Below are 14,268 nucleotides of genomic sequence, written 5' to 3'. Positions count from 1 at the left end.
CTGGGGCGTGCGTAGCCGCCGTTGTGCCTACTGGCCGAGCCGCTCGATGCCCAGGCCCTCGAGGTCGACGCCCGCGTCGCGGCCGCCGATCAGGTCGGCCACCACGCGTGCGCTGCCGCATGACAGCGCCCATCCGCTCGAACCGTGGCCCAGATTGAGCCAGACGCCCGGTATGCCGCTGGCGCCGAGCACCGGGGGCCCATCGGGCAGCATCGGGCGCGCGCCCTTCCATTGCTGCACACCCGACTGCAGCGTTGCGGCGCCCGGAAACCAGTCGTGCAGCACCTTGTAGAGCGTTTGCACCGCGGAGGGGTTCATGGTGCTCAGGGAGCCGCCGATCTCGGCGCTGCCGGCCACGCGCACGCGCTGGCCCAGGCGCGAGATCGCCACCTTGTAGCGTTCGTCCATCACGGCGCTGCGCGGCGCGTTGAGCGATTCGCGGATCGGCGCGCTGATCGAATGGCCGTACACCGGCGCAAGCGGAATCCGCAGCCCGAGCGGCCGCAGCAGCGAGGCCGAGGCAAGACCGGCGCACACCACCACCGCATCGAAGCGCAGCGGCGGCGAGCCGCTCGCGAGCGAAATGGAAGCGGGTTCCGCACGGCTCAGCGGTGCGATGTCGCAATTGAAATGGAACTGGGCGCCGAGCGCCTCGGCTTCCCACTTGAGAAGCAGCGCGAACTGGCGGCAGTTGGCCACTTCATCCTCGGGCAGGTGGATCGCGCCCGCGAGCGCCGTATCGTTGCTGAGCGCGGGCTCGATGCGGCGGGCCTCGTCGGCGTCGACCTCCCTGAAGACGCTGCCTGCCGCGCGCAGCACCTCGAGCCCCGGCTGGACCAGCTTTTTCTCGCGCTTGGAGCGCAGCAGCACGAGGTAGCCGTCGCTGCGTTCGTAGCTCAGTTCGCGCGCTTCGGTCACTTCGTGCAGCCGGGTGCGGCTGTAGAACGCCAGGCGCTGCATGCGGGCGCGGTTGGCCAGGTAGGTTTCGAGCTTGCAGGCCTTCTGCCAGCGCGACATCCAGCCGAGGTCGCGCGAGCTCAGCGGCCAGCGCAGTTTGATGGCGCCGTGCGGCGACAGCAGCGAGCGCAGCACCTTGGCGCGCATGCCCGGCGCCGCCCAGGGCGTGACATAGCCCGGCGCGACCACCCCCGCATTCGCAAAACTGGATTCCTCGGCGGCGGCGCCGCGGCGCTCGAACACGGAAACTTCATGGCCGTCCGAAACCAGTTCCCAGGCGGTTGTGACGCCGATGATGCCGGCGCCCACGATCGCGATTTTCATTGAATTTTTGAGTAAGAAGAGATGGCCGGCGCCCGTCGATCGGTGCGTGAAGCTATTGTTTTGGCAGCGCTTGTTCCGCTTGCAGGGCGACCGCCAGGACGGCGTCGTCGCGCAGCGCGGCATGCCACAGCATCAGGCCCACCGGCAGCTCGCCGGTGGCATGGCAGGGCAGCGATATGGCGCAGCCGTCGAGCATGTTGACGATCGACGGATTGCGCAGCAAGAGCGCATTGATGCGGAAGAATTCGTCGTCGCGCTCGGCACCCGGCGCAACGCTCGCAATGGCGGGCGCGGTGATCGGCACAGTGGGCGACAGCACCGCGTCGAAGGGCGACAGCGCCGCCTCGACGCGGGCGATCCAGGCCTGCCGGGCATGCACGAGATCGATGTATTCGTGCGCCTTCATGGTGGCGCCCCGCAGGATGCGCTGGGCCACGCGGGGGTCGTAGCCGGCGCCGCTGCGCTCGAGCAGCAGCCGGTGCCAGGCATAGGACTCGGCCGCCGAAAAACCGCCGGTGGCGTTGATGGCCTGCAGCTCCGCGAGCTCGGGTAGTTGGATCTCCTCGATCCGGGCGCCGCCGTCGCGCAGCGTTCGCAACGCATCTTCGAAGGCACGGGCCACCGCAGGCTCCATGTCGTCGAAGAACACGTTCTTCACCACGGCAAGCCGGTACGCCCCCAGCGATGCCGCACCGGCGGTCACGCGGCGCGCCGCGAGGACCTCGTGCGCCGTGATGGCATCGCGCACCGAGCGCGTCATGGCGCAGACGGTGTCGAGCGTGGTCGACAGCGGCAGGGCGCCTTCGGTCGGCACCAGCCGGGCGGTGCTCTTGAAGCCCACGATGCCGTTCAGCGCCGCGGGAATGCGGATCGAGCCGCCCGTGTCGGAGCCCAGGCCGATAAAGGCCGCGCCGGTGGCGACCGAAACGGCGGCGCCGGACGACGAGCCTCCCGGGATGCGCGGCGTGGCGGCGTCGCTCGCATTGGCCGGCGTGCCGTGGTGCGGGTTGACGCCCACGCCGGAAAAGGCGAATTCCGTCATGTTGGTGCGGCCCGTCAGCACGCCGCCCGCGGCGCGCAGCCGCGCCACGGCGACGGCATCGGCCTTGGCGGCCGGCGCATGCGAGAGCACCACGGAGCCCGCCGGGTTCGGCTGCCCCTCGATGTCGAACAGGTCCTTGGCGGTGAAGGCGAGCCCGGCGAGCCGGCTCTGCGGCGCCGGGCCGGCGACCTGCCGGCGGGCTTCGTCGAACAGCGTGCGGGTGAACACGTGGCGGCACGCGGAGGACTGGGCGATGCCGATGGCACGCTCCATTTCGGTGCATGCATCGGTGCCACCTGCCAGAAGATTCAGACGGGTGGCGTGGAGATCGTTCATGGGTGGGCTGCGAGGGCGCGGACGGCTCGGTTCCGGGGTGGTGCAAGGAGAAGGGCGGGGAGGGCCGTGCTATACTCTTTGGGTTTCGCTGAACATGTGACGGCTTTCGTCGCACCCAGCCAAACACATCCGCAAACCGGCCCAATCAAGGTGTTGTGATTCCATTCGAAGGAAGCACAAAACGGGCTGGATTTTAGACCCAACCTTTGGAGTAATTTTCAATGTCTACCACCATGCGCGAAATGCTGGAAGCCGGTGTCCACTTCGGTCACCAAACCCGCTTCTGGAACCCCAAGATGGCCCCGTACATCTTCGGCCATCGCAACAAGATTCACATCATCAACCTGGAAAAGTCGCTCCCGATGTTCCAGGACGCGATGAAGTACGCCAAGCAGCTCACCGCCAACCGCGGCACGATCCTGATGGTCGGCACCAAGCGCCAGGCCCGTGAAATCGTGGCTGCCGAAGCCCGCCGCGCCGGCGTGCCCTTCGTCGACACCCGCTGGCTCGGCGGCATGCTGACCAACTTCAAGACGGTCAAGACCTCGATCAAGCGCCTGAAGGACATGAAGGCCCAGCAGGAAGCCGGCCTCGACAGCCTGAGCAAGAAAGAGCAGCTCACCTTCAGCCGTGAAATCGAGAAGCTCGAGAAGGACATCGGCGGCATCCAGGACATGACCGCGCTGCCCGACGCCATCTTCGTGATCGACGTGGGCTTCCACAAGATCGCCGTGGCCGAAGCCAAGAAGCTGGGCATCCCGCTGATCGGCGTAGTCGACTCCAACCACTCGCCCGAAGGCATCGACTACGTGATCCCGGGCAACGACGACTCGTCGAAGGCCGTCACGCTCTACGCTCGCGGCATCGCCGACGCGATCATCGAAGGCCGCAACAGCGCCACCGGTGACGTGGTCAAGGCCATTGCCGAAGGCAGCGATGAATTCGTCGAAGTCGAAGAGGGCGCCTCGGCCTGATCGAGTGCTCTCACGCGCCTGAAGAAGGGGCTTGGTGCCCCTTTTTTTTAATCTGATTTTTTGGACACGGAGATAGAACAATGGCTGCAATCACCGCAAGCATGGTCGGCGAGCTGCGCGCAAAGACCGACGCGCCCATGATGGAATGCAAGAAGGCTCTGACCGAGGCCGACGGCAACATGGAAAAGGCCGAAGAGCTGCTGCGCATCAAGCTCGGCAACAAGGCTGGCAAGGCATCGGGCCGCATCACCGCCGAAGGCGTGGTCACGGCGTTTGTCGACGGCGCTGCCGGCGGCATGATCGAGATCAACTGCGAAACCGACTTCGTCACCAAGAACGACAGCTTCCTGGCCATGGCCAACGCTGCCGCGATGCTGGTCGCCAAGCACAACCCCGCGGACATCGCCGCGCTCGGCGCGCTGCCCTATGAGCAGGACGGCTTCGGCCCCACGCTCGAGGACGTGCGCAAGGGCCTGATCGGCAAGATCGGCGAGAACATGAGCTTCCGCCGCTTCAAGCACTTTGCCGGCAACGGCAAGCTGGCTTCGTACCTGCACGGCACGCGCATCGGCGTGATGGTCGAGTTCGAAGGCGACGACACCTCGGCCAAGGACGTGGCGATGCACATCGCCGCCATGAAGCCGGTCGCCATCTCGGCCGCCGACGTGCCTGCCGACCTGATCGAAAAAGAGCGTGCCGTGGCCGCTGGCAAGGCCGAAGAAGACCGCAAGGTTGCCGAAGCCGAAGGCAAGAAGCCGCAGCCTGCCGACATCGTTGCCAAGCGCATCGAAGGCGGCGTGCAGAAGTACCTCAAGGAAGTCTCGCTGCACAACCAGCCGTTCGTGAAGAACGACAAGCAGACCGTCGAGCAGATGCTCAAGGCCGCCAACACCAGCATCAAGGGCTTCACGCTCTACGTGGTCGGCGAAGGCATCGAAAAGAAGGTCGACGACTTTGCCGCCGAAGTTGCGGCCCAGGTGGCTGCCGCCAAGGCTGCCGCGTAAAAACTGTTACGCCCCAAAGCGACGGTGCACGCGTGTGTGCCGCCGCTTTTTCACCGCCTCGTTCTACACTCGCCCCCGCCAACCCAAGTAAGGAAATTGCCCATGTCTGATCCCCGCCCAGCCCACAAGCGAATCTTGTTGAAGCTGTCGGGTGAGGCATTGATGGGAGACGATGCCTTTGGTATTAACCGTGCAACCATCGTCCGCATGGTCGAAGAGATTGCGGAGGTGGTGAACATGGGAGTGGAGCTTGCCGTTGTGATCGGCGGCGGCAACATCTTCCGCGGCGTCGCGGGAGGCTCGGTCGGCATGGACCGCGCCACGGCCGACTACATGGGCATGCTGGCCACCGTCATGAATTCGCTGGCCCTGGCCGATGCGATGAACAAGCAGGGGCTGGTGGCGCGCGTCATGTCCGCCATTGCCATCGAGCAGGTGGTCGAGCCCTACGTGCGGCCCAAGGCGCTGCAGTACCTCGAAGAGGGCAAGGTCGTGGTGTTTGCCGCGGGCACCGGCAATCCGTTCTTCACCACCGACACGGCCGCCGCGCTGCGCGGTGCCGAGATCGGCGCCGAGCTGGTGCTGAAGGCCACCAAGGTCGACGGCGTCTATTCCGCCGATCCGAAGACCCATCCCGATGCAACGCGCTATTCGACGCTCACTTTCGACGAGGCAATTGCGCAGAATCTCGGCATCATGGACGCCACGGCCTTCGCGCTGTGCCGCGACCAGAAGCTGCCGATCAAGGTGTTCTCGATCTTCAAGAACGGCGCGCTCAAGCGCGTCGTCATGGGCGAGGACGAAGGCACGCTGGTGCATGCCTGAGGAGTAATTTGAGATGACGACCCCGACCATTGCAGAAATCCGCAGCGCGACCGACGCCAAGATGAATCAGTCGCTTGCCGCGTTCCAGAACAACCTCACCAAGATCCGTACCGGCCGCGCCAACTCCGCGCTGCTCGACTCGATCCACGTCGAGTACTACGGCTCGCAGGTTCCGCTGAGCCAGGTGGCCAATGTGTCGGTGCTCGACTCGCGCACGATCAGCGTCCAGCCCTGGGAAAAGGGCATGGGCGCCAAGATCGAAAAAGCCATCCGCGAAAGCGACCTGGGCCTGAACCCGGCCTCGATGGGCGACCTGATCCGCGTGCCGCTTCCCGCGATGAGCGAGGAGCGCCGCAAGGAAATGACCAAGCTGGTCCGCAACGAAGGCGAGAGCGCCAAGATCGCCACGCGCAACCTGCGCCGCGATGCGAACGAGTCGGTCAAGAAGCTGGTGAAGGAAAAGCTCGCCTCCGAGGACGACCAGAAGCGCGCCGAAGCCGAGATCCAGAAGGTCACGGACCGCCACATCGCGGAAATCGACCGCCTGGTCGCGGCCAAGGAAGCGGAGATCATGGCCGTTTGAGGCTGCGCATGGCCTCGTCTTCGCTGCAGATTCCCCACCACATTGCCATCGTCATGGATGGCAACGGACGCTGGGCCACGCGGCGATTCCTGCCTCGCGTGGCGGGACACAAGCAGGGCGTCGAGTCGCTCAGGCGCTGCGTCAAGGCGTGTGTCGACCGCGGCGTGGGCATTCTCACGGTCTTCGCGTTTTCGTCGGAGAACTGGAATCGTCCGCCCGAAGAAGTTTCGGGCCTCATGGAAATCATGGTGGGCGCACTCGCGCGCGAAGTGCCCAAGCTGAGCCGCGACGGCGTGCAGCTGCATTTCGTCGGCGAGCGCGCCGGGCTCTCCAAGAAAATGGTGCAGGGCCTGATCGATGCCGAGACCGCCACCGCGCAGAACACCAAGCTGATCCTGAACGTCTGCTTCAACTACGGCGGCCGCTGGGACATTGCCCGCGCCGCGGCCAGGCTGGCCGAGCAGGGCGAGGCGCTCACCGAAGCGAATCTCGACCGTGCCATGGCGCTGGCGCACGTGCCCGATCCCGACCTTCTCATCCGCACCGGCGGCGAGCAGCGGCTGTCGAACTTCCTGCTGTGGCAAAGCGCCTACGCGGAGCTTTTCTTCAGCGACAAGCTCTGGCCCGAATTCGACCAGGCCGAACTGGATGCGGGAATCGCCGCATTCCAGGCGCGCGAGCGCCGCTTCGGCAAGACCTCGGCGCAAGTCACGGCCGGCAGCGGCTCCGCACCCGATCGCCAGCTGGCCTGAGGGCTTCACGGCCTGCCCCTCCAGCCGCCCAGCCGCATGCTCAAACAACGCATCCTCACGGCCATCGTCCTGTTGGCGATCCTGCTGCCGGCGCTCTTCTACCCGTCGCACGTTCCCTTCGCCTGCGTGATGCTGGTGCTGATCGGTGCCGGTGCATGGGAGTGGGGCCGCCTCAACGGCTATGGCCAGCGGCTGTCGGTCTTCCTTGGCGTGGAAACCGTGGCGCTGTGTGCGCTCTCCTGGTGGCTCGGGTTGCTCGATCGGTCGCTGCTGCCCATGTGGCTCCTGGCCGGTGCAGCATGGGTGCTCGGCGGTGCCGCGCTGCTGCGGGTGGCCGTGCCGGGCTGGCCCCGCATTCCGCGCGGGCTGCGGTTGGTCGGCGGGCTGCTGGCACTCTGGGTGGCGTGGCTCGCGGCCGTGCAGGCGCGCATGGTCGGCATCAACTTCCTGCTTTCGATCCTCGTGCTGGTCTGGGTGGCGGACGTCTTCGCGTATTTCGCGGGCCGCGCCTTCGGCCTCAAGTTCACGCGCAGCAAGCTCGCGCCCGCCATCAGCCCCGGCAAGAGCTGGGAAGGCGTGTGGGGCGGCATGGCAGGCGTCGTGGTGCTGGCCTTTGCGTGGGTATGGGCCGACAGGGCTGCCGGCGCGACGGTGGCCAGCCTCTACACCCGGCTGTATGAGCGCGGCTGGTGGCTGCTGCTGGTCGGGGTGCTGTTTCTCGCCGCCATCAGCGTCGTTGGCGACCTGGTCGAATCGCTGATCAAGCGCAGTGCCGGCGCCAAGGACAGCAGCAGCCTGCTGCCGGGCCACGGCGGCGTGCTCGACCGCGTGGATGCCCTCTTGCCGGCACTTCCCATTGCAATGATGCTGGCTTTCCTGTGAACACACCCAAACAACGCATCACGGTGCTGGGCTCGACCGGATCGGTCGGCGTCAGCACGCTCGATGTCATTTCGCGGCACCCGGACCGTTTCGAGGTCTTCGCGCTTTCCGCATCGACCAAGGTCGATGAGCTGCTGGTGCAGTGCGCACGGTTTTCGCCGCGCTATGCGGTCATGGCGAGCGCGCCGCATGCGGCGCTGCTGGCCGAGAAGATAGAACAGAACAATCTCAAGACCACCGTGCTGAGCGGCGGCGATGCTATTGAAAAAATAGCGTCCCACGAAGAGGTCGACGCCGTCATGGCGGCCATCGTGGGGGCGGCAGGCCTCGGGCCCTGCCTGGCGGCTGCGCGCGCCGGCAAGCGGCTCCTGCTGGCCAACAAGGAGGCGCTGGTGGTGGGCGGCGAACTGTTCATGCGCACCGTGCGCGAGGGCGGTGCCACGCTGCTGCCGATCGACAGCGAACACTCGGCCATCTTCCAGTCGCTGCCCGAAGATCCGTCGACTTGGCCGCGCCGCATCGACAAGATCATTCTCACGGCGTCGGGCGGTCCGTTCCGCACCCGTGCGCCCGATACGCTGGGCACGGTCACGCCCGAGCAGGCCTGCGCGCATCCGAACTGGGTCATGGGCCGCAAGATCTCGGTCGACTCCGCCACCATGATGAACAAGGCGCTCGAGGTGATCGAGGCGCGCCACCTGTTCGGCGTGCTGCCCGAGCAGATCGAGGTGGTCATCCATCCGCAGAGCGTGGTGCATTCGATGGTCCAGTTCACCGATGCATCGGTCATTGCCCAGCTGGGAACGCCCGACATGCGGGTGCCCATCGCCGTCGGACTGGCCTGGCCCGAGCGCATCGAGAGCGGCGCGGCGCGCCTCGATTTCCGCCAGATGGCCTCGCTGAGCTTCGATGCCCCCGATGCGGCGCTGTTTCCCGGGCTGGGCCTGGCCTGGCATGCGCTGCGCGCGGCGCCGGGGACCACGGCGGTGCTCAATGCTGCCAACGAAGTCGCGGTCGAGGCCTTTCTTGATCGGCGCCTGCGCTTCGACCGCATTCATGCGGTCAACATGGAAACTTTGGAAGCCGTCAGCCCCTCCAAGCCCGCATCGCTGGCCGACCTGCTGGCGCTCGACGCCAGCGCGCGGGCGGCGGCCAATGCCGCGGCGCTGCGCTTCGCGGCCTGACACTCCCGCCAACAGAGGATCCGGATGCTTACCGTCATTGCTTTCGTGGTTGCACTCGGCCTCCTGATCGCTGTGCATGAATACGGCCACTACCGCGTTGCCGTCGCCTGCGGCGTCAAGGTGCTGCGGTTTTCCGTGGGCTTCGGCAAGACGCTCTTCCGTTGGCAGCCCAAGCGGCAGCATCCGGGGCAGGAAACCGAGTTCGTCATCGGCGCGTTTCCCTTCGGCGGCTACGTCAAGATGCTCGACGAGCGCGAAGGGCCGGTGGCGCCGGAAGACCGGCATCGCGCCTTCAACACGCAGCCGCTGCGCTCCCGCGCGGCCATCGTCGCTGCCGGGCCCATTGCCAATCTGCTGCTCGCCGTGGTGCTTTACACGGCCGTCAACTGGATCGGGGTCGAGGAGCCCGTTGCCAAGCTGGCGCGTCCGGTGGCGGCATCGCTGGCGGAAGCGGCGGGCCTGCGCGGCGGCGAGCACATCACGCGCGCCGGCTTCGAGGGCGACCTGGAGCCGGTGCAGTCGTTCGAGGACCTTCGCTGGCGCATGACGCGCGGCGCGCTCGACGGCCGGGACCTGACGCTCGAAGTGGCGGGCGAGGGTGGCCGGCCCGGCCGGCAGGTCGTGCTGCCGCTGAGCCTCATGGAGGCCAAGGACGCCGACCCGCAGATGTTCCGCAAGATCGGCGTGCTCGCTCCGCTGACGCGGCCCGAGATCGGCCAGGTGATGGCCGGCAGTGCGGCAGAGCGCGCGGGCCTTCGCAGCGGCGACGTGGTCCGCAGCGTCGGCAACGTGCCCATCGTCGATGGACAGCAGCTGCGCGAGCTGATCCGGACCTCGATCGACGGCGACCAGCCGCGCCCGCAGACCTGGCAGGTGCAGCGCGGCAGCCAGTCGATCGATCTCGAGGTCAGGCCCGAACTGCGCGAGGAGGGCGCCGCGAAGGTCGGCCGCATCGGCGCCTATGTCGGTGCGCCGCCTGAAATGGTGACGGTGCGCCAAGGCCCCGTCGATGGCGTCTGGCGCGGCGTCGTGCGCACCTGGGAGGTGTCGGCGCTGACCGTCCGCATGATGGGCAAGATGGTGATCGGCGAAGCCTCGCTCAAGAATCTGAGCGGGCCGCTCACGATCGCCGACTATGCAGGCAAGTCCGCGAGCCTCGGGCTGACCCAGTACTTGGTATTCCTTGCATTGATCAGCGTGAGCCTTGGCGTGCTCAATCTCATGCCGCTGCCGGTCCTCGATGGAGGACACCTGATGTATTATCTTTGGGAGGGCCTGACCGGCAAGAGCGTCTCTGACGCCTGGATGGAACGGCTTCAGCGCGGCGGTGTCGCCTTGCTGCTGGTCATGATGTCGGTTGCACTCTTCAACGACGTCACGCGGCTCTTTGGTTAACTTTCTGCCGGCCCTTTCCGCGCCGGCCCAATTCACAGATGAACACAAACTTCAGTCGCTTTCGCCTGCGTAGCGTTGCCGCGGTGGTGGCCAGCGCGTTGGCGGCCACGGCAGCCTGGGCCGTCGAGCCCTTCACGGTGCGTGACATTCGCGTCGAGGGCTTGCAACGCGTCGAGCCCGGCACGATCTTCGCATCGCTGCCGCTGCGTGTGGGCGATACCTACAGCGACGAGCGCGGATCGGCCGCCATCCGTGCGCTGTTCGACCTGGGGTTGTTCAAGGACGTGCGCATCGATGTCAACGGCAACGTGCTGGTGGTGATCGTCGAGGAGCGCCCGACCATTGCCGACGTCGATTTCGTCGGCACCAAGGAATTCGACAAGGCCGCGCTCCAGAAGGCGCTGCGCGAAGTGGGCCTGGCCGATGGCCGCCCGTACGACAAGGCGCTGGCCGACCGCGCCGAGCAGGAGCTCAAGCGCCAGTACGTGAGCCGCAGCCTCTACAACGCGCAGGTCGTGACCACGGTCACGCCGATCGAGCGCAACCGCGTCAATCTCACGTTCACCGTCACCGAAGGCGATTCCGCGCGCATTCGCGAAGTGCGCGTGGTCGGCAACAAGGCCTTCAGCGAATCGACGCTCCTGAGCCTGTTCGACCAGGACAGCGGCGGCTTCATGAGCTGGTACACCAAGTCCAACCAGTACTCGCGCTCCAAGCTCAACGCCGACCTGGAAACGCTGCGCTCGTACTACATCACGCGCGGCTACCTCGAGTTCCGCATCGATTCGACCCAGGTCGCCATCTCGCCGGACCGGCAGGACCTGTCGGTGACCGTCAACATCACCGAAGGCGAGAAGTTCGTGGTGGCCGGCGTCAAGCTCGATGGCAACTATCTCGGCCGCGACGAGGAGTTCAAGTCCCTCGTGACCATCAAGCCCGGCGAGCCCTACAACGGCGAGCAGGTCACCGAAACCACCAAGGCCTTCACCGACTATTTCGGCACCTTCGGCTACGCATTCGCGCGCGTGCAGGCACGCCCGGAAATCGACCGCGTCAACAACCGCGTGACGCTGACCCTGCAAGCCGAACCCTCGCGCCGCGTCTACGTGCGCCGCGTGGCGGTGGGCGGCAACGCCAAGACGCGCGACGAAGTGATCCGGCGCGAGTTCCGCCAGTTCGAGGCCTCGTGGTACGACGGCGACAAGATCAAGCTCTCGCGCGACCGCGTGGACCGCCTGGGCTTCTTCACCGAAGTGAACGTCGAGACCCAGGAAATCCCGGGTTCGCCCGACCAGGTCGACCTGGTTGTCAACGTGGCCGAGAAGCCCACCGGCAGCCTGCAGCTGGGCGCCGGCTACTCGAGCGCGGAAAAGGTGGCTCTGACCTTCGGCATCTCGCAAGAGAACGTCTTCGGTTCGGGCAACTTCCTGGGCGTGCAGGTCAACACCAGCAAGTACAACCGTACGCTGTCGCTGACCACCACCGATCCGTACTTCACGAAGGACGGCATCTCGCGCACCATCAGCGTCTACCACACCACCACGCGCCCGTATTCGACCACCCTCGATGGCGACTACAAGCTGGTCAACCAGGGTGCTTCGATCCGCTTCGGCGTGCCGTTCAGCGAAGTCGACACGGTCTTCTTCGGTGTCGGGCTCGAGCGCTATGCCTTCGATCCGAACTCGACGACCTCGTTCTCGGGACTCTTCACGCCGGCGTCCTACCTGCGCTATTTCCAATGCTCGAAGGATGCGAGCGGCTTGTTCGTGACCGAGTGCAACCGGGACAGCGTGTGGGGTGTTCCGCTGACCATCGGCTGGGGCCGCGACAGCCGCGACAGCGCGCTGATCCCGACCACGGGGCGCCTGCAGCGTGCCAACGTCGAACTGGGCATCGGCGGCGAGATGAAATACATCAAGACGAACTACCAGTACCAGCAGTTCTTCGCAATCAACAAGCAATACACGTTTGCGATCAACGCCGACCTCGGCTATGCCAAGGCCCTCGGCGGCAAGGACTTCCCGATCTTCAAGAACTTCTATGCCGGCGGCCTCGGCTCGGTGCGCGGCTTCGAGCAGAACTCGCTCGGCCCGCGCGATGTGCCGCTGCTCTGGCAGACGGAGGGCGCCGCGCTCGGCGGCACCAAGAAGGCCGTGTTCAATGCCGAACTCAGTACGCCGTTCCCGGGCGCCGGCAACGACCGCACGCTGCGCCTCTATGGCTTCTTCGATGTCGGCAACGTGTTCGGCTCGCGCGCCCCCGGCATCACGGACGCGCAGTACGACGCCCAGAAGAAGCTGCGCGCCTCGGTGGGCCTCGGGATCAGCTGGATCTCGCCGCTCGGTCCGCTGCGCCTGGCCTACGCCTTCCCCGTCAAGTCTCAAAAAGAAGTGCTGGATCCGGCTACCGGCTTCGTCGTGATCCCGAAGGATAGAATCCAGCGCTTGCAATTCCAGATCGGAACGTCTTTCTAAATGAAGCATTTGATCCGCGCCGCTGTGGGCGCGCTGTTGATCCCCGTTTTCGCGCTGGCTGCGGCGCCTGCTGCCCAGGCGCAGGAAACCTTTCGCATCGGCTTCGTGAATCCGGATCGCGTGCTGCGCGAGGCGCAGCCGGCCAAGGCTGCGCAAGCCAAGCTCGAGGCTGAATTCCTGAAGCGCGAAAAGGATCTCACGGCTCAGGGCGAAGCACTGAAGACGGCCTCCGAGCGGTTCGAGCGCGAAGCTCCCACCCTGTCCGAAAGCCAGCGCACCGCACGCCAGCGCGCGCTGGTCGACCAGGACCGCGATTTCCAGCGCCGCCGCCGCGAGTTCCAGGAAGATCTCAATGCGCGCAAGAACGAAGAACTCCAGCAGGTCTACGAACGCGCCAACCGCGTCGTGAAGCAGGTGGCCGAGGCTGAAAAGTACGACGCCATCCTGCAGGAAGCGATCTACATCAATCCCAAGCACGACATCACTGACAAGGTGATCAAGGCCCTGAACGCCTCGACCGCTGCTCCTTCGGCCGGCAAGTAACGCCGCGAATCGGCGTGGGACTGCAGCTCGGAGCCATTGTCAGCGCCCTTGGGGGCGAGCTTCACGGGGACCCGGCGCTGTCCATCGAGCGGCTTGCGCCGCTCCAGAATGCACAGCCCGATGCGCTCAGCTTCCTGAGCCATCCCAAATACCAGCAGGAGCTGGCGGCCTCCAAGGCCGCCTGCGTGATCGTTGCGCCGGCCATGCGCGAGGCCGCGGCCGCGCGCGGGGCGTTCATTCTCGCGGCTGACCCCTACCTTTATTTCGCGCGCCTCACGCAGTTGTGGAAGGCGCATCATGCGCGGCCCGAGGCCGACCGCATCCATCCGTCCGCGGTGATCCATCCCGAGGCCCTGGTGGACGCCACGGCGCGCATCGGCGCCTTGTGCGTGGTGGAGCGGGGCGCGCGCATCGGCGCTGGCACGGTCCTCAAGTCGCGCGTGACGATCAGTGAAGACTGCGTGGTCGGCGAGCGCTGCCTGCTGCATCCGGGCGTGGTGATCGGCGCCGACGGCTTCGGCCTGGCGCCGCACGAAGGCGCCTGGGTCAAGATCGAGCAGCTGGGCGCGGTGCGCATCGGCAACGACGTCGAGATCGGCGCCAACACCTGCATCGACCGCGGCGCGCTCGACGACACCGTCATCGAGGACGGCGTCAAGCTCGACAACCTGATCCAGATCGGCCACAACGTGCGTGTCGGCAAGCACACCGCCATGGCCGGCTGCGTCGGCGTGGCGGGCAGTGCCACCATCGGCGCGCATTGCACCTTTGGCGGCGGTGCGATCGTGCTCGGCCATCTCACGGTGGCCGACCGGGTTCACGTGTCCGCGGCCACCGTGGTGACCCGCTCGATCCGCAAGGCCGGCCAATACACCGGCATGTTCCCCATCGACGACAATGCGAACTGGGAAAAGAACGCGGCAACGCTCAAGCAGTTGCACAGCCTGCGCGAACGACTCAAGGCGCTCGAAAACGCCCCTCAGAAAAAGTGAA

The 14,268-nt window shown here is 66.1% G+C and carries 13 protein-coding genes; 11 read left to right on the top strand and 2 right to left on the bottom strand.

Annotated features, from left to right (window positions below):
- Window positions 1-27 precede the first annotated feature (27 nt).
- Entirely contained in the window at window positions 28-1,281 is a 1,254-nt protein-coding gene (locus tag RZE77_RS15250) for a D-amino acid dehydrogenase (protein WP_319426238.1), read from the bottom strand.
- A gap of 52 nt (window positions 1,282-1,333) precedes the next feature.
- The gene (locus RZE77_RS15245) at window positions 1,334-2,659 is read right to left on the bottom strand and encodes an amidase (protein WP_319438189.1); all 1,326 of its coding nucleotides are present in this window, start codon (window positions 2,657-2,659) and stop codon (window positions 1,334-1,336) included.
- A 221-nt stretch (window positions 2,660-2,880) separates the two neighbouring features.
- Between RZE77_RS15245 and rpsB the strand changes: the two genes are divergently transcribed.
- The 11 genes from rpsB to lpxD all read left to right on the top strand — a co-directional run bounded on the left by rpsB (window position 2,881) and on the right by lpxD (window position 14,267).
- On the top strand, window positions 2,881-3,633 hold the full coding sequence (gene rpsB / locus RZE77_RS15240) for a 30S ribosomal protein S2 (protein WP_319438188.1): 753 nt from the start codon (window positions 2,881-2,883) through the stop codon (window positions 3,631-3,633).
- An 80-nt stretch (window positions 3,634-3,713) separates the two neighbouring features.
- Complete coding sequence (gene tsf / locus RZE77_RS15235; protein WP_319438187.1) at window positions 3,714-4,637, top strand: translation elongation factor Ts; 924 nt, start codon at window positions 3,714-3,716, stop codon at window positions 4,635-4,637.
- Window positions 4,638-4,739: 102 nt separating this feature from the next.
- Window positions 4,740-5,462, top strand: a complete 723-nt coding sequence (gene pyrH, locus RZE77_RS15230; RefSeq protein WP_319438186.1) for a UMP kinase — start codon at window positions 4,740-4,742, stop codon at window positions 5,460-5,462.
- A gap of 13 nt (window positions 5,463-5,475) precedes the next feature.
- The gene (frr, locus tag RZE77_RS15225; RefSeq protein WP_012747710.1) at window positions 5,476-6,045 is read left to right on the top strand and encodes a ribosome recycling factor; all 570 of its coding nucleotides are present in this window, start codon (window positions 5,476-5,478) and stop codon (window positions 6,043-6,045) included.
- Window positions 6,046-6,053: 8 nt separating this feature from the next.
- Complete coding sequence (gene uppS / locus RZE77_RS15220) at window positions 6,054-6,797, top strand: polyprenyl diphosphate synthase (RefSeq protein WP_319438185.1); 744 nt, start codon at window positions 6,054-6,056, stop codon at window positions 6,795-6,797.
- A 36-nt stretch (window positions 6,798-6,833) separates the two neighbouring features.
- Window positions 6,834-7,679 carry a phosphatidate cytidylyltransferase gene (locus RZE77_RS15215; protein ID WP_319438184.1) on the top strand — a complete coding sequence of 282 codons (846 nt, stop codon included), beginning with the start codon at window positions 6,834-6,836 and terminating at the stop codon, window positions 7,677-7,679.
- Window positions 7,676-8,863 (top strand): 1-deoxy-D-xylulose-5-phosphate reductoisomerase, encoded by a 1,188-nt coding sequence (gene ispC, locus RZE77_RS15210; protein ID WP_319438183.1) that lies wholly within the window; start codon window positions 7,676-7,678, stop codon window positions 8,861-8,863. Before RZE77_RS15215 ends, ispC begins: the two co-directional genes overlap by 4 nt.
- 24 nt (window positions 8,864-8,887) lie before the next feature.
- Window positions 8,888-10,258: an RIP metalloprotease RseP gene (rseP, locus tag RZE77_RS15205; protein WP_319438182.1), complete on the top strand. Its 1,371-nt coding sequence runs from the start codon at window positions 8,888-8,890 to the stop codon at window positions 10,256-10,258.
- A gap of 38 nt (window positions 10,259-10,296) precedes the next feature.
- Window positions 10,297-12,732, top strand: a complete 2,436-nt coding sequence (gene bamA, locus RZE77_RS15200; RefSeq protein WP_319426231.1) for an outer membrane protein assembly factor BamA — start codon at window positions 10,297-10,299, stop codon at window positions 12,730-12,732.
- Entirely contained in the window at window positions 12,733-13,275 is a 543-nt protein-coding gene (locus tag RZE77_RS15195) for an OmpH/Skp family outer membrane protein (RefSeq protein ID WP_319426230.1), read from the top strand.
- Between the two features lie 14 nt (window positions 13,276-13,289).
- Window positions 13,290-14,267, top strand: a complete 978-nt coding sequence (gene lpxD / locus RZE77_RS15190) for a UDP-3-O-(3-hydroxymyristoyl)glucosamine N-acyltransferase (RefSeq protein WP_319438181.1) — start codon at window positions 13,290-13,292, stop codon at window positions 14,265-14,267.
- Window position 14,268: the final 1 nt, after the last annotated feature.

Source organism: Variovorax sp. SPNA7 (assembly GCF_033807855.1).
Classification (GTDB): Bacteria; Pseudomonadota; Gammaproteobacteria; order Burkholderiales; family Burkholderiaceae_C; genus Variovorax; species Variovorax beijingensis.
This window is presented reverse-complemented; position numbering and strand designations above follow the sequence as displayed.